19 protein-coding genes and 1 pseudogene are annotated in these 19,320 nt (G+C 47.8%); 5 read left to right on the top strand and 15 right to left on the bottom strand.

The features are described 5' to 3' along the window. The 8 genes and pseudogenes from ACIFQN_RS24315 to ACIFQN_RS24280 all read right to left on the bottom strand — a co-directional run. Window positions 1–156, bottom strand: a pseudogene (locus ACIFQN_RS24315) (IS91 family transposase); the annotation flags it as partial. Window positions 157–402: 246 nt separating this feature from the next. Continuing rightward, window positions 403–1,419, bottom strand: coding sequence for a S66 family peptidase (locus ACIFQN_RS24310; protein WP_429835622.1), 1,017 nt, complete (start codon window positions 1,417–1,419; stop codon window positions 403–405). A gap of 296 nt (window positions 1,420–1,715) precedes the next feature. Further along, window positions 1,716–2,066 carry a hypothetical protein gene (locus ACIFQN_RS24305; RefSeq protein WP_429835621.1) on the bottom strand — a complete coding sequence of 117 codons (351 nt, stop codon included), beginning with the start codon at window positions 2,064–2,066 and terminating at the stop codon, window positions 1,716–1,718. A gap of 158 nt (window positions 2,067–2,224) precedes the next feature. Beyond that, window positions 2,225–3,670 (bottom strand): ATP-binding protein, encoded by a 1,446-nt coding sequence (locus ACIFQN_RS24300; RefSeq protein WP_429835620.1) that lies wholly within the window; start codon window positions 3,668–3,670, stop codon window positions 2,225–2,227. Beyond that, window positions 3,670–4,365, bottom strand: coding sequence for a response regulator transcription factor (locus tag ACIFQN_RS24295; protein ID WP_429835619.1), 696 nt, complete (start codon window positions 4,363–4,365; stop codon window positions 3,670–3,672). The genes ACIFQN_RS24300 and ACIFQN_RS24295 overlap by 1 nt, the downstream gene beginning before the upstream one ends. A gap of 224 nt (window positions 4,366–4,589) precedes the next feature. Beyond that, the gene (gene brnQ, locus ACIFQN_RS24290) at window positions 4,590–5,948 is read right to left on the bottom strand and encodes a branched-chain amino acid transport system II carrier protein (RefSeq protein ID WP_429835618.1); all 1,359 of its coding nucleotides are present in this window, start codon (window positions 5,946–5,948) and stop codon (window positions 4,590–4,592) included. Window positions 5,949–6,069: 121 nt separating this feature from the next. Next, window positions 6,070–6,348, bottom strand: a complete 279-nt coding sequence (locus tag ACIFQN_RS24285) for a CD3324 family protein (RefSeq protein WP_429835617.1) — start codon at window positions 6,346–6,348, stop codon at window positions 6,070–6,072. Window positions 6,349–6,616: 268 nt separating this feature from the next. Continuing rightward, on the bottom strand, window positions 6,617–7,537 hold the full coding sequence (locus tag ACIFQN_RS24280; protein WP_429835616.1) for a proline dehydrogenase family protein: 921 nt from the start codon (window positions 7,535–7,537) through the stop codon (window positions 6,617–6,619). 246 nt (window positions 7,538–7,783) lie between these two features. Between ACIFQN_RS24280 and ACIFQN_RS24275 the strand changes: the two genes are divergently transcribed. The 4 genes from ACIFQN_RS24275 to ACIFQN_RS24260 are packed head-to-tail and all read left to right on the top strand — an operon-like array spanning window position 7,784 to window position 11,940. Next, window positions 7,784–9,508, top strand: a complete 1,725-nt coding sequence (locus ACIFQN_RS24275; RefSeq protein WP_429835614.1) for a sigma-54 interaction domain-containing protein — start codon at window positions 7,784–7,786, stop codon at window positions 9,506–9,508. Continuing rightward, complete coding sequence (locus tag ACIFQN_RS24270; RefSeq protein WP_429835613.1) at window positions 9,499–10,059, top strand: winged helix-turn-helix domain-containing protein; 561 nt, start codon at window positions 9,499–9,501, stop codon at window positions 10,057–10,059. Before ACIFQN_RS24275 ends, ACIFQN_RS24270 begins: the two co-directional genes overlap by 10 nt. Next, window positions 10,037–10,639: a hypothetical protein gene (locus ACIFQN_RS24265; RefSeq protein WP_429835612.1), complete on the top strand. Its 603-nt coding sequence runs from the start codon at window positions 10,037–10,039 to the stop codon at window positions 10,637–10,639. The genes ACIFQN_RS24270 and ACIFQN_RS24265 overlap by 23 nt, the downstream gene beginning before the upstream one ends. Window positions 10,640–10,698: 59 nt before the next feature. Beyond that, window positions 10,699–11,940 carry an MFS transporter gene (locus ACIFQN_RS24260; RefSeq protein ID WP_429835611.1) on the top strand — a complete coding sequence of 414 codons (1,242 nt, stop codon included), beginning with the start codon at window positions 10,699–10,701 and terminating at the stop codon, window positions 11,938–11,940. On the opposite strand, the gene ACIFQN_RS24255 is transcribed toward ACIFQN_RS24260, so the two are convergent. The 4 genes from ACIFQN_RS24255 to ACIFQN_RS24240 form a co-directional block, all read right to left on the bottom strand. After that, a complete protein-coding gene (locus ACIFQN_RS24255; protein ID WP_429835610.1) occupies window positions 11,912–13,030 on the bottom strand; it encodes a PQQ-dependent sugar dehydrogenase in 1,119 nt (372 codons plus the stop codon). The two genes, ACIFQN_RS24260 and ACIFQN_RS24255, sit on opposite strands and share 29 nt — an antisense overlap. Before the next feature lies 1 nt (window position 13,031). Continuing rightward, window positions 13,032–13,871, bottom strand: a complete 840-nt coding sequence (locus ACIFQN_RS24250) for a TrmB family transcriptional regulator (RefSeq protein ID WP_429835609.1) — start codon at window positions 13,869–13,871, stop codon at window positions 13,032–13,034. 22 nt (window positions 13,872–13,893) lie between these two features. Next, entirely contained in the window at window positions 13,894–14,781 is an 888-nt protein-coding gene (locus ACIFQN_RS24245) for an AEC family transporter (RefSeq protein WP_429835608.1), read from the bottom strand. Between the two features lie 186 nt (window positions 14,782–14,967). Then, complete coding sequence (locus ACIFQN_RS24240; protein ID WP_429835607.1) at window positions 14,968–15,588, bottom strand: PilZ domain-containing protein; 621 nt, start codon at window positions 15,586–15,588, stop codon at window positions 14,968–14,970. A 118-nt stretch (window positions 15,589–15,706) separates the two neighbouring features. On the opposite strand from ACIFQN_RS24240, the gene ACIFQN_RS24235 reads away from it, so the two are divergent. After that, a complete protein-coding gene (locus tag ACIFQN_RS24235) occupies window positions 15,707–15,880 on the top strand; it encodes a DUF5325 family protein (RefSeq protein ID WP_170184319.1) in 174 nt (57 codons plus the stop codon). 11 nt (window positions 15,881–15,891) lie between these two features. On the opposite strand, the gene ACIFQN_RS24230 is transcribed toward ACIFQN_RS24235, so the two are convergent. From ACIFQN_RS24230 to ACIFQN_RS24220, 3 genes are all read right to left on the bottom strand, one after another. Then, on the bottom strand, window positions 15,892–16,947 hold the full coding sequence (locus ACIFQN_RS24230; protein WP_429835606.1) for a tetraprenyl-beta-curcumene synthase family protein: 1,056 nt from the start codon (window positions 16,945–16,947) through the stop codon (window positions 15,892–15,894). 73 nt (window positions 16,948–17,020) lie between these two features. Further along, the gene (locus ACIFQN_RS24225) at window positions 17,021–17,932 is read right to left on the bottom strand and encodes a response regulator (RefSeq protein WP_429835605.1); all 912 of its coding nucleotides are present in this window, start codon (window positions 17,930–17,932) and stop codon (window positions 17,021–17,023) included. A 4-nt stretch (window positions 17,933–17,936) separates the two neighbouring features. Then, window positions 17,937–19,220 carry an ATP-binding protein gene (locus tag ACIFQN_RS24220; RefSeq protein WP_429835604.1) on the bottom strand — a complete coding sequence of 428 codons (1,284 nt, stop codon included), beginning with the start codon at window positions 19,218–19,220 and terminating at the stop codon, window positions 17,937–17,939. Window positions 19,221–19,320 lie beyond the last annotated feature (100 nt).

Here is a 19,320-nt window from a genome sequence, read left to right as displayed (position 1 = left end):
CAACAATTTGAAACCGTTTCTGGGGTCACCACAAGAACGAAACTTTTCTACTTCCTTTAAGACTGAGGAACGAATTCGTTTACCATACTTCTTAACGAATGGATCCCAGTTCTTGTTTTCATCAAAGAAAATGAACGTAAGAATGTTCGTCTCCATGTCCTCATTTTACCAGCAATAAATGGGATGACTCCCCTCAGATTTTATACTTTCCGATATTATAAAAAAACCTCTATCGAGGCCTGCTCACGGAGGAGCGACCGCGTTTTAGCGGAAGGCTTTTATGCGCTCCTGAAAGTTTAAACAAGATTGCTTCCACACGGGAAGCACTTAAACTTTCCTACACGTTAACAGAAAAGGACAGCAAATTTGCTGACCTTTTTTGCTATTCTACAAGCCGTACGATCAAGGATAAAAATGCTGTGTGACCAATCCCTTCCCGTCCGCCACCTCGATCTCGGCGTAGGCTCCATTGATGAAAGTCATTTGAGGAGGTACATGACCACAATCGATATCGCAGACGATCGGCACCTGCAGCTCGCCGGCCAGCTCATAATAGACGTCCCGGGCTGTGTACCCGTCCACCGGAGTATTTGCAGGGCTTCGGCCAAACATGATGCCTGAGCAATGATCAAACCATCCAGCCAGCTTCATTTGAAGCAGCGAGCGACGTAAATCTGTCGTGCTTAGCTCACAGTTTTCTAAATACCAGACAATCGGCTGTCCCTGGATATGCCGCTCTTGAAAATGACGGATATCCCCATACGGTGTACCAATGATATGTCTGATTACATCTATGCAACCGCCAAGCAAGCGCCCTTCGATTTTCACATGATTCGGTGTAGTCGTTTTCCACTCGGTTTGTTCTGTTAAATGGAATACGCAAGGCGACGGATTATGATGCTGCCATTCCTTCTGATAGGATGCAGATGACCGCTGCACGATAGAAGCTCCCGTTTTCGTAGACAACACCTCCTGCCACATAGCGGTGGTGTCATCTGCGTACTCGCCTCGCAGATCAATCAGATTGGTTCCATGAGCGGTCGCTATCCCTGTTTTCAGCGTGATGGCAAGCAGCAAGAGGCTCGTATCTGAGTATCCGAGAATCCATTTGTTCTTGATCTTTTCAAAATCTACTTTTTCCAGCATCTCAATTAAAAGTTCTCCACCCCAAGGAGGGAAGATCATCGAAATGTGGTCATCGTTCATCATTTCCTGGAATTCATCCGTCCGCTTTGCAGCTGAGGCCGACCTGGCTTTTTCCTGCGTCCACACTGTATCTCCACACAGGACACGATAGCCTTGATCCTCCATCCGCCTGCAAGCACCCTTGAGTATATCATGCAGGGCCGTCTCCACCCCCGACGATGGCGCCGTCACTCCTATGGTTGCTCCCTTTTCTAAATACGGATATGTAATCATCTCTGCCCTCCCGACTATTCTCTCCTGGCTTGAATCATGAACGCTACTTTAGATGCACTCTTTTCTTAAGAAACATCATATCAATCGGGTTAGGAAAAAGCAGGTTTTTCAGCAAAAAAAAACTGATATCCACATGGGACATCAGTATTACAAAGAGATGACGGACTTTCTTCAATTACAACAAAACAGGGACAAAAACAAATGGGCGACATCAAGCCGCCCAAAATATGTTAACCGGGAGGGAAGTAGAGGAGTTCAAACGAACAAACGCGTTACCTGTTGCTTTTGCTAACTGCTTATTGCTTACTTGCGTCAGTCGATGTGGACTGGTCTTTAGCGCCTGCATCAGACTTGGTGTCTGTGCTGCTGTCGCCAGATGATGCATCAGTTGATGATCCGGTGCTATCAGAAGAACCTGCTGCTGGTGTCCCAGAATCAGCTTTTGAAGCATCAGATGTAGATTGGTCTTGCGAAACCGAGCTATCGGTCGATTGGCCATTGTCAGTGGAGGAGGTCCCCGGTGTGGTTGCGCTTCCCCCTTCTTGTTGTGTCGCTGGTTCAGGCGTGCCCGTTGTGCTCGAGCAGGCGACCAAGCTTCCTGATAGGAGCAATGCGACAGCTGCAATGGAGATCCATTTTTTATTCATGTTCATTCCCCTTTCGTTCCTTGGCATCGTGACCTTCTCGCTGTCACATATATATCGTAACTGCGAAAGATAACCATTCTGTGAGGAAAGTGGGAAAAAACCATGATCAAACTATGAAAAATGTATGTCCATCATCGCCATTATGGTTTCAAGCACGATCAGGTCGCTTGACGCGAAGCTGTCGTAGTCGGAATCCAAACCGTGAACGTGCTTCCATGCCCTGGCATACTTTCTACATTCCATTCTCCATCATGAAGCTCTACCAGCTCTTTGACGATCGCCAATCCCAAGCCAGTACCTTTATTGTTTTTCGAACGCCCGCGATCCACCTTGAAAAATCGCTCCCAAATCCGATTCAGATCATCTGCGGCGATTCCAATACCAGTATCAACTACCTGAATACGAACCCACTTTTCTTCGCTTTTGGCGGTTAACCGAATTTCACCTTTTTCCGTGAACTTCACGGCGTTTTTCACCAGATTCTTCAGAATTTGAGCAATCCGGTCCTTATCAGCGTAAATCCGTGGCAGCTCATCCACCACATCAACCACCATCTGAATTCCTTTTTCTTCTGCCTCCGCCCGAAAAGAAAAAGCGACCTTGTTTATGACTTCTCCAACATCGACAGGGAATTTTGCGAGATTCACTTCATTATTCTCCAGCTTCATCAGGTCCATCAAGTCATCGACGAGCCGATTCACTTGCATCGTCTCGGTGTACATCACGGCATAGTATTTTTGCCGGGCTTCTTCTTCCTCTACCAAACCGTCTTGCAATGCCTCCAAAAATCCTTGCATGGCTGTCAGAGGCGTTCGCAGTTCATGGGAGACATTGGCGAGAAAATCATTTCGTACCTGCTCCAAATGATGTCGCTCCTGCTCCACCTTTTCCAGCTTCTCTGCCATCGTGTTAATCGTGTGGGCCAGATCACCGATTTCATCCGAAGTATCTACCTGGACTCGCTCGGCGTAGTTCCCCCTTCCAATCTCTGCAGCTGTCCGCTCAATGGTTCGAAGCGGCCTGGAGATCGACCAGGATAGATAAGACACCATCGCTGTTGTGATTACTATGCCAAACAACGTCGCCCACAGAATAGATTCCCGCATCTGTCCAAAGGTACGCTCTATACCTTCGATCGGCGCATGCAGAATAATTCCGCCGTACACTTTCTCGCCTTTACCCCATGGAACAGAAACCGAGAGCATCGGGTCTTCCAAGCCTTCGATCTGCAATTCTGTCACCGCGCTCTTGCCTCTTAACACACTATCTGCGATAGACACCGCCACTGATTTTCCGGTAAACACTTCATCTTTCATGGAGGTGGCTACGATTTTTCCGTTTTCATTAAAGAGCCAGATCCTCGTATCGAAGGATTCATCCAGCATCGCGAGCTTGTCCAACAGCTCCTTGTTGATCTCATTGCTATCATAAATCTGGGTGTTCACCTTTTTCGCCAGACGCAACAACTCTTCTTGCTTGGTGTTGTAAATGTATTCCCGTGCGAAAAAAGAAAGCAAAATCCCCGATATCCCAAGTCCAACCAGTACCGTGGCTAAAAAGCTAAATAAGAGGCGACGGAAGATGCTTTTGGACATTCCGAGCATCAGTTATTCACCCCGAATTTGTAGCCGATCCCCCAAACGGTGTGAATACATTCATAAGGGAGCTTTTCCAAGCGCTGCCTAATCTTTTTGATGTGTACATCAATCGTGCGGACATCGCCAAAATAGTCAAAACCCCACACCTGTTCCAGCAATTGCTCTCTGGATAAGACACTGCCTGGTGACTTTGCCAAATGGACGAGCAAATCAAACTCTTTGGGCCGAAAACTCACTTTTTCTCCAGCAGCGACTACTTCCCGCTTGTCCACATCAATCGTTAGCTGGTCAAAAGCAAGAGGACGAAGCACTTCCTCCTCCACCTTTCCTTTTGGTTGCAAGCGGCGTAAAATAGCTCGAATCCGTGCAACCAGCTCTCGCGGACTAAACGGTTTGGTCACATAATCATCTGCTCCCAATTCCAATCCGAGCACACGATCAAACTCTTCATCTTTTGCCGTCAGCATGATGATCGGCGTATCCCATTTTTTGCGGATTTCTCGGCATGCGTCAAATCCATCCATTTGCGGCATCATGACATCCAAAATCACGACGTCCGGTGATTCCTTTTCCATCAGCTCGATGGCTTCCCGTCCATCGGTGGCGACAACTAGGTCGATTTGTTGTTTTTCAAAATAGAGGCGAATAATTTCGCGAACATTCGGATCGTCATCAGCTACCAAAACTTTTGTTTGGGCCACAGCTAATAACCTCCCTTCATTTGGAACGGCATCTGAATGTGCAGTCCATTCGGCTCAACTTTTTCCTATGGTAACATAGATCGCATGGCTTGTGGACGGATAGAAGTCCTATCCAACTGGAACTAGATGGAAAACTGGATGGAGACTTGTCCACGCGATCAACAAAAAGGCGTGCCAGAACCCAGTTGAGTTCGCACGCCCTCTTGATATTGTTTCATCATGAGTTACAGATTGCTTGTCTTTTCCTGATAAACCTCTCGCTTGCCGCTTTTTTTGCCCGGGCGCATACTGCCCCACAAAAAACCTAGTAATGCACCTGCGACAGCAGGAAGGAGCCAGCCGATTCCCTCTTTATGCAGCGGCAAATGCTTGAAAATGGAATGAATCGCCTCTACCGAAAGTCCCATGGAAGAAAATCCATCCATCAAGCTGACGATGGCAGTGGCTACGATTGCACCGATGTAAACCGCCTTGTGGCCTTTAAACAGCTTGTGGAAGAACGAGAGCAGCATCAAAACAATAGCCAATGGATAAATAGCCATCAGAACAGGAACAGAAATCGCGATTAATTGCGTGAGTCCGATGTTGGCTACACCCGCACTGAACAGGCAGAGGATCGCTGCCATCACTGGATACGAAATAGCCGGAATCCGATCTGAAAAGAAACGGCTGCACGCTGTGACCAATCCTACTGATGTTGTGAGGCAAGCAAGTGTGACGGCGGCACCCAAAAGCATTGAACCGAGCGGGCCGAACAACTGTTGAACGACCGCAGTCAATATTTGTCCCCCATTTTCTGACTGTCCAAGCGAAAAACTAGTTGCTCCCATATAGGCGAGAGCCAAATAGACAAGCCCTAAGCCGCACGCGGCAATGATGGCAGCTTTGATGGTCGACCAGGTCACTTTTTTCCGATCCGTTACTCCCTGGTTCTGGATAGCCGAGGTCACTACAATCCCGAATACCATGGCTGCCAGAGCATCTAAGGTCAAATATCCTTCCAAAAACCCTTTAAAAAACGCTGTTTCCTGGTAAGCACCTGTCGGTTGTCCCATTCCGCCAATTGGGTGGAAGAGAGACTGTACGAACATCAGGCCAATAATCAAGAGCAGGGCTGGCGTCAACACTTTTCCGATCCGATCTACCAGCTTGGTAGGATTCAGACAGAGCCAAAATGTAATCGCAAAATAAACAATCGTCGTGATAAAGAGTGGCAGCCAGCTTTCTTTCATCGACTCCGGTAAAAATGGCAAGACCCCCATTTCGAAGGTAACGGTTCCTGTTCGAGGAATTGCCAGAAACGGCCCAATTGCCAGATAAACAACAAAAGTAAAGATAACAGCAAAGACAGGATGCACCCGCCCCGCCAATGTTTGCAAGTTTCCTCCACTTAAACTGACAGCAATAACTCCTAATAAAGGCAAACCCACACCCGTTATAATAAAACCGAGCATAGCCAACCATACATTCGAACCCGCTGCTTGTCCCAAAGCAGGTGGAAAAATCATATTGCCTGCACCAAAAAACAGGGCGAATAGCATGAGGCCCACAGTGATGGTTTGTCGCGTTGATAATTCTCTCATGTTGCTCCCCTTAATATTATTTATTTTAATAAAATTTGTATAAGTATAACTTAAAATTTTATCAATCTTCAACCTTAACTTTTTTCAAAATAAATTAATAATTGGAAAGAAAGTGCCTGCATTAAAGTTGTACATTTGGTTTTTCGCGGATAATTCTTCTAATGCTATGCTCAGTCAAAAAGTACTCCTTCGCGAGGGTCTTGACCGAGATTCCTAAGCCATAAGCTTGCACAATCCTAGCATTGCGCTCTTGAAGCACCTGCTTGGACCCCGTGTACGCGCCCCATTCTTTCCTGCACTCTTCTTGAACAGGAATGTACAGATAGGTTCCTTGAACATATTTTTGAATGTCACGAAGCAGCTCTTGTGGCAGCGTCGTTTGTGCATTTTGATATTTCATTTGCTTTGCTCCTAACTATATAGCGTGATTTGCGTATATAGGGAAGCAAAGAGTTCCAGCTTTAGTATGGGATAGGCTCTAAACAAAGATCAGTCGGAACTCTTTGCCCAGAGCCATGGTCAGCTTTTCGTACAAGCACAGATATCATGCCTATCAACTCCTACTTTGTTCGGTACGATTACACCACTACAGTAACACGTTTTGTGCAAAATAAAAACACCTCCGGATCTCATCCGAAGGTGTCTGGTGAAGCGATCACGCATCAATTTTATTTTGTAAACATGCCTTTCAGGACGAACTTCACGTTAGCTGGACTTTCCGCCAGGCGGCGCATGAAGTATCCGTACCAGTCATTGCCGTATGGAACGTAGACGCGCATTTTGTAGCCTTCTCGTGCGAGGTCAATTTGGGACTGGGTACGAATTCCGTACAGCATTTGGAATTCAAACTGGGTACGAGGAATGTTGTATTCCTTTTCCAGCTGTTTCACGTATGCGATGATATTGTCATCATGGGTAGCAACCGCTGCATAGCCGCCATTTAAGAGATGCTGCTTGATAATTTTCTTGTAGTTCTCATCGACATCCGGCTTATTCGGGTAAGCTACCTCAGGCGACTCTTTGTACGCACCTTTTACCAGACGGAAGTTTACTTTTTTGTCCTTCAGGCTGTCGATGTCATCCGCAGCTTTGTACAGGTACGCCTGAATCACCGTTCCTACGTTATCGTACTCTTCCAACAGCTCGTTTAAAATCTCCATGGTTACTTGATTATGAGCATAATCCTCCATGTCGATACGTACAAAAATGTTGCCGAGTCTCTTTGCGGCATCCAATGTGCGTCTCATGTTGCTCATGCACAGTTCACGACTGATGTCGAGACCCATGGATGTCATTTTCAACGACAGGTTGCAGTCTACTTTGGACTCGTGAATCGCTTCCAATGTTTTGATGCAGTAATCAGCAGATTCATTCGCTTCTTCCACACTAAAAACGAATTCGCCCAGGTGATCCAGCGTGCACACGAGACCTTGCTGGTTCAGCTTGCGCACTGCACTGATCGCCTCAGTAATCGTTGCACCGGATACAAAGCGGCTAGCACCAAAGCGCAGGCCCCATTTTTTAGCTGCTGCGTTCAAGGTTTGGTTTTTGGATAAGAATAGAAAAAAATCCTTCATTGCTTGTTCCATCGTTGACTGTCTCCTCCTCAACGTACTCTGCTCCTTTATTCCTAGCATGAACCATGCCAACACATTTAAGTACCTATTTCGCAAGTCTTTTGGGGTTTTTACGCATTCAAGTGGCAAAACATTTCATTTTACACATGTGTACATTTCTTGTCTATTCTTGTACACTTTTGATTAAGAACTGTTGATTAAGCAACGAGAAAGAGCATTCTATCCTCTTTCTTGTTAGTTTGTATAGGAAGTGATGTTTTGAAACCGTTATTTTCACTGGATAGTGTTGTCTCTTCGATTGCGGCTCCTGTCAATCCTGCTGCTGTCAGAATACGCACTGGAGAAAAAGAAGGTGTGTGGGTGGACGGGGAACGTACGGTGAAGGTAATCGCCGTTCGTGAAACGGCTACATTAGAAGAATCCACTAGACAGATCCGTTCCTTCCTAAATGACGCGACAATGCCTGCCTTGGTTACGCTCGACGAAAATGGAGTTCCCACTGGCATCATTGATTCTCACGAACTATTCGCTTCCTTTCTCACTCTGGTTCAGAACCAGTCTGTACTGCTCGGCACCCTGATGGACACAATGAGCGAAGCGGTTACCATCGTCGATTCACGAAACGTGGTGCAGCACTGGAACCGGGCCGCCCAAACGATTTACAAAATAGATCGCACCGAGGTCATTGGAACCTCTCTGGATGAACATTTCGCCAGTGAATCGATCCGACTCTTGGACGCCCTGCGGCAAGGAACCTCTGTTCAGCGCGTGTACCATATTCCGCGACCAGACAGTCATGTGTTGATCAATGCGGCACCCATTCGGCTAGAAGGACAGATTATCGGCGCCATCTCTATCGAGCAGGATATTACCGAGCTGGTCAGACTCAACGAAGAATTGGCTCACACCACTGCCCATCTGCATAACTTGCAGCAAGAGATGAGTCGTTTCCAAGCAGCAGACGACCCTTTTTATGCAATCAAAGGTCACTCTGCTTCGATTCAGTCCGCTATCAGTTCTGCCAAAAAAGTAGCGCAGACCGATGCGACTGTGCTGATTTATGGTGAGAGCGGGGTAGGAAAAGAGCTGTTCGCCCAAGCTATCCATCAAGCCAGTCGCCGCCGGGAAAAGCCGTTCATTGCCATTAACTGTGGGGCCATTCCTGCCGCCTTGTTCGAAAGCGAGCTGTTCGGGTATCAAGGCGGAGCCTTCACGGGTGCCGAGAAAAAAGGCAAGCCAGGCAAACTTGAGCTTGCTCACGGTGGCACACTGTTTCTCGATGAAATCGGTGAGTTGCCGTTGGAGCTGCAGGTTAAGCTTCTCCGCGCCTTGCAGGAAAGGCAATTTTACCGTGTCGGAGGGACCGAGCCCATTTCTGTGAATACACGCATCGTAGCGGCGACCAACCGCCAATTGGAGCAGATGGTGTTTGACGGTCGGTTCCGCGAAGACCTCTACTATCGGCTCAATGTATTTTCGCTTGAAGTACCTCCGTTGCGTGAGAGAAGGGAGGATTTACCCGAGCTGGTACAAATTTTTATCCATGAGTATTCGGTTGCCCATGAGCATTCCGTTCCGCGTATCGCTTCCGAGGTGATGCAAGCCTTGTTCGATTACAGTTGGCCCGGCAACATCAGACAATTGCGCAATGTCATCGAGCGCCTGTCTATTCTTCAAGAAAAGGGCGTCATCCTGACTGAGCATTTGCCATCCGTGATCCGTTCCCACACAGCTGATCCACTGCCATCATCGGCGATTTCACTGGGGAGTACCTTCTCCTCTGCAATCCCGGCTCGTCCCTTAGCGCACGCTCTCTATGCCCCCGAGCCGGCCTCGTCGGAGCGAGAGCGAATTGTGGCAGCACTGGAGCGTACCTACGGCAACAAAAAGGCGGCGGCAGAACTGCTCGGTATTTCACGCGGCACTCTTTACAATAAAATGAAGAAACACAATATAAACGAGGGGTCATTCGGATGGGGCTGATCACTTGGTCTGATGAAACGTACGAAGTTCAATACGCTGGGGAGACCATCACGCTGTTACCAAAGGAATACGCATTGTTCCAATATTTATATACGTGGAAAAATCGCACCTTTTCACGGGAAAACCTGCTCGATCGCGTATGGCCGCTTGAGGATCCGACAGATCGGACAATTGATGACCACATTTATCGCCTTCGCAAAAAGCTTGCGAAATGGTCTCATTTGCTCACGATTGATACCGTCCGCAAAGTGGGGTATCGTTTGACCTGGAAGGTGCATCAGCCACCAAAGCCCTCGACCCTCAATCGTGACTTCTCGGAGAGCATTCATAAAATGCTGTCTACCTATCATGGGATGGGGATGGGCGCTGCCATGCAGACTCTTTCTAAGCATCAGGAAGTTCTCGGGTTTCAAATGGACCCTTTTTACGCGATATATCTGCGATTTATTTCGGGTGATTTCGCCTGGTTTATCGAAGACAAGACTGCTCCTATGCCAGAGAAACTGTTTTATCTCCCATCTGTATTACATGACGGAAACCGACACCCGTAAGACCATCCAGGTTTTCGAGTGGACAGTAAAGAACCAAGCACTGATGCCTCCCTCTTTCCAAGATGAGCTGCAAATCAATGCAATCGGATTGTATGCGCAGGCTGGAGAGTGGGAACGTGCAAGGCAACAGATAATAAAGGCGAGACAACTAGTAGCGAAAATGGACTCTGCGAGCTTCACTCTTTTTCTTCAAGCAGAAGAAACGATACTGGCCCTCTTTTCCGGACAGATTGAGGAGGCAGAGGAGATTATCCGTCGATCTGCAGAGGTTTTGCAACTGATCCCCATGCAGCGTGAGCTAGGCAGCTTTACTGTCATGCGGGGAATTTGTCTCTATCAGCGTCAGGAGCGTGCCAAAGCCCGGCGTATAGTGGATGAGGGTGTTGAAGTGATTCGCGCAACCAAATTTATCCCGCATTTGATTTATGCGGTGAACAACATCCTGTTATTCCTGGGGACATTTGGTTGTGATGAGGAATGGGAACGCAAATACCAAAAAATATGGGCGGCGTTATCCGAAGAATACCGGTTTGAGTATCTGAAAAAGTCAATCTTGTCACTCATTTCCCGCCCCATTTGATATGCCTCTGACAAATCCCTCTTATCATCGGTTGTAACAGAGCCGATGGAGGGATTTTTTTGCTAAAAGAAAATAGAACGTTTCGCATGCTTTTTTTCGCCTATGGACTTTCTACACTGGGAGACTGGTTTGATTTCATTGCGGTATCGATCCTTCTCGGGTTTGTCTGGCAGGCTGATCCGATGACAATGGCCCTGTTGCCGATTGCCTATGCTGCCCCCGGAATCGTGCTTGGGCAATTCGCCGGGGTTCTTGCTGATCGGGTCAACAAGGTACGGATGATGATCATCATGGATCTGATACAGGCAAGTCTTACCCTGCTTTTGCTTGCCATGCCCAATCCTTTTTGGTTCCTGGCAGTCATCGCGCTGCGCTCATGCGCCTCCGTATTCAATGATCCTGCCCAGCAAACATTGACGCGTCAAATTGTCACCCCAGAGCAGCTATTGAAAGCAACCTCCTTAAATGGAGCCGTTTTTCAATCGGGAAAGCTGATTGGTCCGCTTCTAGGCGGGATGGTGGCAGCCTTTTTTGCGCCAGCGATTTGCCTTGTCATCAACGCAGGAAGCTACCTTCTTTCAACCGCTTTTCTTTTAACCATTCGCCACGTGGAAAATTCGATTCCACGCCTTTCCTCCCGTGAAAAAGCGCAGCCGTTTCGGCAAGCTTGGCAAGAGGGCTGGAGCGTCTTCTTGCAAAACCGCGTCTTGCTCTACAGTACTCTCTTTGGGCTGGCTGCCATGACGGCGATCCAATTGGCTGACGCACAGTTTGCTGTCGTTTTCCGAGAAAAAGTACCGAACAATCCGGAAATGGTCGGATACTCAGTCAGTACCATCGGATTAGGGGCACTCCTCACAATAACCTGGCTGCATCGCCTGAAGGAAATTCGCTCGTACGGTTGGGTGTTGGGCGGCGGCGTTCTCCTGATCGGGGTTTGCTTTTCATGGATTGGGTTTTTCCAGCCAGGTGATGGGATGTACTGGATACTCGTTGCATCCCTGTTGGCAGGAGTTGGAACCGGACTGACATCAGTCGGTACGAACTACCTGGTCCAAAAAGAAACCCCTCCACAAGCTCTAGGAAGGGTCCGAGGAATTATTGATTCGCTGACGAGTGCCACCTTTATCATCGCTCCGCTCTTGGGAGGATTTTTGATGACGATTTTGGGGCCTAGTGTCGCCTTTTTACGGGTCGGTCTGTTAATTTCTATCGTCGGTGCAGGTGCGATTGTTCTCCAGAGACTGATCTGGGGCAAATCAAAACCTACAGCTACGGTTGTCTCGGAACAAGCCGGATGATTTTATCATCACCTTCTCTTGGCTCCCCGCGACTATCGCGATTGTTCGTCAACAAATAAAGGGAGCCGTCAGCCGCTTCAACCACATTTCGCAGTCGTCCGTACTCCTGTTGAAACGAGGCCGTAGCCTCACGAACCGTATCTGGCTCACTCGGGTCAATGGTGACTCGCTGCATCTGCTCTCCTCGCAGATTGGCAACGAGCAATTGGCCCGCCCACGGCCCTTTGGAAACGAACGTCATGCCAGAAGGTGCCCAAGTAATCTCCCCGCTTTGCAGGATTGGGGCTTTCATTCCTGCTCGCTGCTGATCTCCTTGAATGACAGGCCAGCCATAGTTGGCTCCCGGCTCAATACGGTTGATTTCATCATGCGCGGATTGCCCATGCTCAGAGCTGTACAGGATCCTTGTCTGCGGATTCCAGGCGATTCCCTGCGGGTTGCGGTGTCCCAAGCTGTATACCGGAGAAGCTGGGAATGGATTGTCCGCTGGAATGGTTCCATCTAGATTGATGCGCAAAATTTTTCCGGCGAGACTGGTGCGATCTTGGGCGAGCTCAGGCTTACGAGCATCCCCTGTCGTGATGTAGAGTCGCTGGTCTGGACCGATTTTTATTCGTCCCCCATTGTGAATAGCACTGCCTGGAATTTTGTCAAACAGCACCTTGTCGATCTTTGCCTGATTGTTATTTTCCCGCAGACGTAATACGCGATTGTAGACGTTTTGACCTTCTTTGTACGTATGATAGACGTACAAGTAATGATTTTGTGCAAATTCAGGGTCAAGGACAAGCCCGAGTAATCCTCCCTCTCCCTCACTGATGAAAGGCGCGGGAAAGGATATCAATGGCTCTGGCAACAGCCTGCCCGCTTGAATGACTCGTACTCTGCCTGGTCTTTCTGTAAAGAAAATGCGACCATCGTCTGCAAAATCCATTTCCCACGGTACATCGAGTTCTTGCGCCACCACTTCAACCGTGTACGGAATCATTTGCTGACTAGGCTTTGATTCGGTCACGCCACTTGCATCACAGGCCGCTGCCGGCAAGCTTAGGGCGAGCACCAATAGGCATGCCAACCATTTGTTCCACATATCATCCCTTCCTCTCCTCACGATCTGTCCAATACGTCGAAGGCAACATCTTTCTGCCAAAGAACTGTTCCATCTCTGGCAAAATCCAATTGTCCAATTGCTCCTGGCTCCCTGCTTCCACCAGACGGTTGACGAGCACGTCATGCCAAATATAATCCTCCAACAAAAAAATATGGACAGGATCATCGGTGTAATACGCGTTTCCTTTTCGCTCCGCTGAGTGCCCATACAACAATTCTTTGCCATCTATCGAGAGGACAAACCAACGCTCTTCTGTCATTTTGTTGATGTATTCATTAATCCTGTGCTTGTATAGGCCCGGCAGCGGATTTTCCACATCAAACAAGATGCCTTTGATGGAGCACCCTTCCTTTTCCTTCGCGATAAGCTCGTATTGCAGCTGGTCGTACATGGGTTCCCACATGGACAAAAGCACCTGCTCTTTTGCTCGGCGGATCATGATTCGGCAAAAAGAAAGCACGTTGTCCTCTCCTCTGACGGTTGTGAGTGAAACTTCGCTTTTCGGGTCGCGCTTTTCCATCGATCGCAATTCTTCGCCGACCTTGTTCCAGCTCTCCTCAAAAGATTGCCTAGCCTGATCAAGAAAGACGTCAACAGGCAGCGGCGAGTAGCTTTTTCCCCCGTCCTTTGCTTCTTCCATCATGACAATACCTCGTTTGACCAGTGTATCGAGTGTGTCATAGACGCGCGCCCGCGGAATACCTGACTCTTTGCTAATCTGATACGCATTGGTCGTTCCCAGGCTGACCAGGGCCATGTAAGCTTTGGCTTCGTATTGGTTGAATCCGAAAAATTGGATTTGCTCCAGTAATGTACTCACATCATCTTCTCTCCTTTTTTGCTTACGGCAAATGGTTCATCACGAACATCAGGGTAAACGGGCTCATTACCGTTGTCAGTAAAATGATCATTGCCAAACTGGTTGTATCCCGCTCCTGATCTTTTGCCAAAAGCAATAGATTCAAGGAAGTGGGCATCCCGAACATCAGGATCATCACACTTTGCTCAACTCTGTCATCTGTCATCCAAAGAGCCAGCGGCCACGCTACGAGTACAGGCAATACCAGCTTTAACAGGCTTACTTTTGCCGCATCCCAAAGACCGTCTTGTCTGTAGCGGTTCTTGCGCATCTCAGCACCAGTCAAAAGCAAGGTCAGCGGGAGCGTTGCGCTGGCAGCGAGATTGAGAAAAGCATCCAGTGACTCAGGCATGGTCAAGTCGAATCCTCTCCATAGCAATCCAGCCATCACCGCATACAAATAAGGATTTTGAAAGACACGACGAATTTTCCCTTTCCACTCGCGCTCGCCGCCCACCTGAGAAAATCCAAAGAGTGCCATATACAGGTTAAAAGCGAGAGATACCGCGACAGCATACGGTACTGCATGCTCCCCCACCGCATAGCGAATGACTGCAAGGCCAAAGTATCCTACATTCGCGAGCGTAGCAGCAAGCGCATTCCACTTCAGCGTCTCCTGTTTCCAACCGAATAACCGTCCCACCACCAACATCAACAAGATATATACCAATAAGGTCGTCACGAAAAAGTGAAGCACAATCATCGCAAGTGAATGAACGGATACCCCCGTATGTACAAATGATTGAAAAATTAAAATCGGAATAAGGTAATAAAGACAAAGCTTCGCCAGCGAACGATTTTGTTCCTCTCTTCGCTGCGCAAAAAATCCTAAAGCCATAAAGCCAAAAACGACAACCATCGCTTGCAGCATAAAAAACCCTCCTCGTAGTCACTACTCTAATAGTAACTAACAGAAGGGCTTGTTATCAATTAGAAAACCTGGCTGCGCCATGCCTTTTGGCGGAGCCGCGGTTGCACTTATACTGGATAAGAATTTTATTAATTCTTATCTGTACAAAAAAAATTGGTCCATACTGAACCAATTCTTGGATACGGTTTATTCAATTCGGACTTGCCTGCGTTCTTCAATTTGGCGATGAAGGATGTACTTGCGCAGATTGTGAAAGTGCCGTGCATTTATTCCTTTGATCGTACATCCATACAAATAGTGAGGGCCTTCAATACGCTCATGAATAATTTGAAGCTCCGCCTTGACGACTCCATCGGGACGATTCCGTCCATATAATTCAATGGAGAAAATAAGTGCTTGCTGCTCAGGAATTGATTTGTCCGCACGAAACGCCAGGCCTCCCAAGCTCAAATTCACGAGATCCACCATGTGGCTATAAACGGAAAAGAGTGAATCTGGTTCTTGGGTAGGATATTGGATCCAGCCCTTTACTTTCATATCAAATCGTGGATAGCGTCTGCGCTGCTCTCGGAACTCGATTGCTGTCGGCGAATGAAACAAAAATAGCCGATTCTGATCTTTGGCCACGATCACCGCGTCAAAGTTACTAATCGTCTCGTAATCAACAACCAGCAGACAAGGAAGCTGATCTCCCACCGTCACGTCCAGCAGAGAAGAAAAGACTACCTCAATCAAATCTCCTTCTTCATACGTCACTTGACCTTCAAACATTCGATTATTCTTTTTAAATTGTAAAATGCTTTCCATCTGCGGTCTCCACCACTTCGCACAATATTTTACCGGGTTTTCCGGAATCTTTCGCTTGATGTTTTTCGCGGAAAATAAGGTATAATGGGAACATTGACAGATAGGAGGTTACAGACCGATGAATCGTTATCAATTGGTAACACTGGCTTTAGCATTTTGCGTAACCGCCTGTCTCATCGGAGTTGGCATTGCCATCGGGGAGAAAAGCCCCCTCGGTATCCTTGGCTGTATCGTAGTTGCCTTCTCATTGATGGGATTTGGCTTTTCGTACAAGCGCAAGCATATGCGCTAACCTCTTCTCCGTTATCGCCTTACTAATAAGCTGTTCACATAAAACAGAACGGAAGGCATGCCCTTCGCCTGTTTCAGCAGTTGTTTGGCAATGGTATAAATGCGTGGCTGACTGCGATTTACCTTGCGATCTGCCAGATAAAATGCAACTAGCCCGTCCACGATCATACGGTGAAATGCAGGGTTTGGCAAGCGTCTGACGCTTGCCTTTGCTTGCTGGATGAAATACTGCAAACGCTCTGTCGCTTCTCGCTCCGATTGATAGTAACTGACGAAGTTTAAATCTCCGCCCAGCCTGTCCTCTTCTAAGTCAATCAAATAATCAAGCAAAATATGTAAACCACACATCCACGGGAAATAAGCCTCACTTACGGTTGCAATCTCCTCTTCACGCACTTGTGGATCAGTTGCCAGGCAAAACAGCGCAAAAATGCCGATCGTAGAGCCTGTGACAGCGGAAAATTCCTGCCATTGCAGATGACTGTATCGTTCCTTGTGCGTGTCCCACCATGCCAGCAACTCCCCTTCACGCAGCTGTGGCGCTATATGCTTATACACTTGCAAATCACTGTAGAGATTGGAGTATTCCAAGACCTTGGACTGAATCTTTTCGTAGGCAGGCAATTGTGCCGCATACTTTTGACAGGTCTGCACAAGTCCAGCCAAAAATCCGCCGTCATCCTTGTCTTCCCGATAAAGGTAGTAATCACGCAGAGGAGCCCCGGGTGTCAAAGCATCCTGCATGGAAACATGCAGCTGCCTAAAATCTTGCGGGTCCAGCGACGTGCTGCGATCGCACAGATTGTCCAAGTAATCACTGATTGTCTGATAGGCCACAATAAGAGGCACAATCGTTTCTACGAAAGAAACGACCTGAGCTGCGTAGACAGATCCTCCCTGACAGTGAAACTTTTTGGAGTCCATGCTGTCTTGCGCTTGCTTTCTAAGCTCCGGGTTGGGAATCGCCTGTGCCTTTTTGTACCAGGCTGCAAACTCCCGCTCCAGAACAGGTTGAACATGGCGATATACACGGTATAGTAACTGCCACGGATTACGTAGTTCGCTCACGAGCTTCCCTCCCAACACAACAATAGTGATATCTTACCACATTTAGAGGCGCGCTCCAAAAGTCAGCCTTCCATTACCCAATCCGTCTTTTGGATTCCATATAGAGCACGAAAATGAATTTCTTCGTGTTAATTCGCACCTGGGAAAGAGCCGTTCCCACTTGCCCTTCCAGCTCCCGCATCCGCTTTCGCACCTCTGTAAAATCAAAAAAGGTAGATGCGTATGTTTCAAACTTTGGATTGCCAAAGTCGGTTAGCCCAAGTGAAGCCAAGTGCGTCAAGGCCTGATAGATCGCGCGCCGTACCCGTTGCTCCGCTGCCTTCATTTCCTTTTGCGCCATAGAGCCTGCTCCCACCTTGTGGGCTGCTACCCGCAGGAAGATTTCCCTGAGCGAAGGAAATCTGGCATCTCCTGCACTCTCCTTCTCCCAGCGATATAAATATTCCATCATGTCGAGCAGGTCCTTGCTCCCATTTTCACTGATCAAGCCCAGCTCTGTGAGCAAGTATTTGGCAGCTGACACAATGGTTTTTTGCGAGTACGATTGCTCGACCCTTGCCCCGGGAGCACAGGCAGTGAGAACGCTGAGCGAACGCTGAATTCCCTCGATGGACTGCTGCAAAAGCACTCGCTCTTTGACCTTTTGCAGCACGCTGATGACTTCCAGCCGATTCACTGGCTTGGTCACATAATACTCGATTCCATACGAGTACGCTTCTGCAATCAGCTCTTTCGTTTCGATTTGGGAGATCATGACGATTTTGCCTGAGTACCCTCCCAGCTGACGCACTGTCTCAATCCCATCTCGATTGGGCATCAACAGATCAATGAGAAGTATTTCAGCCCTTTTCCACTCCAAAAAATCACGGTCAATCTGTGAGCCATCCTCCGCTTCCCCACACACTTCTCCCAAGTCGGCATCCTCAATAATCTGGGCCAGCATGAGCCGAACAGCCGGATCGTCATCCGTAATGAAAAAGCGCATATGCTCACCCTTTCTGTATTAAACTTGCGATCGGCAAGCGAATATCAAATACAGTGGTGTATCCTTGTGCCGTTTCAGAGATGTTGATGTATCCTTGTAGATTATCAATGACTTCTTTTACATAAGACAAGCCGATTCCAGTAGAGGGGTTCCCCCGCTCATCGTATTTTGTGGTGAACCCCGGAATAAACAACAGCTCCACGTCTTTTACCGAGATCCCCGGTCCATCGTCAGATACACAAAATTGAATCCACTCTTTGGTTTCATCCACAGTTACGACGAGAGCCACCATACCGTGACCTTGGATTGCTTCGACGCTGTTGGCCACCAGATTGTTCACAAGCGACAGCGTCGTGTAAATATGACAAGCCAGATAAGGCACCTCGACGTTAGTGACAAAGTGAATGTCTTTTCCGAGCAAGCGCGCGTATTTTTCGTGGGCGTGGACCACGATTGTTACCAGCTCTCCTAAAGGCATGTAATCACGCGCGTTTTCATCGGAGATCAGCTTCGAGAGACCCGCATAAATCCGCTGGTTATCCTTTTTCACCTCATGTACCTGCCCTGCGATGAGCAGCATCCTTTTGGCGTACTTATCACTGCTTCCGCTATTTGGTGGCTGGCCCTTCATTTCGCGATACAGCTCGTAGCACTCCCTCGTGATCTCCTCTACTTGATGCAGTGTTTTCTTCAAATGAATCGATTCCTCATACAAATTGGATACGAGTATCAAGACGCGTTCATTGCGAGTCCGCTGCTGCAGCTCCATCCATTTGGCCTGGCGCAACTGAATCATATTGAAGAAGCTCAGGACAAAAAAACTACGAATCAAGGCAATGACCGCAATTGGGCCGACTACCGATAAATGCCAGACACCATCCCATGTCTGTAAACGAAAAGAAAGCTCAACTAAATTCGCTGAGATTTCAGCGACTGTCCCCAATAAACCGACCAACAACGGCCGATGATGCAGCGTGTTCACACGGAAGAAGGAGAACAGGCTGGCAAATGTAGCGTAAAAAAAGAAGGCTGGCAGATGCATACGAAAGGAATACAGCCAAGAAAAGGTGTCGAGATATACCCAGTCCAAGATAATTCGAAATAGAACGACAATTACGCCCGTTAATATTCCAGCTAAAAACGAAGGGCGCAGCCACAACAAAAAAAAGAAAAAAGCGGTGGTGCCAAAGCTGATCCGAAATTCATCCTGAAACGGGTGAAACTTCAGTTCCCCTACAATCGGTACGGCAATGAGCATAAGCAAAAGAATAGATATACTTTCTCTCATGGGAACATAAGCCCGCTCTCTATCAGTTATATTCCTATTTTACTATATTTTTCTATAGATTTTTGTAGTTTTTTATAGGCAGACGCGTACAATTCAAAGG

It is taken from the genome of Brevibacillus sp. NRS-1366 (assembly GCF_050467985.1).
The sequence above is the reverse complement of the archived record's forward strand: the minus strand, read 5'-3'. Positions and strand labels throughout refer to the sequence as shown.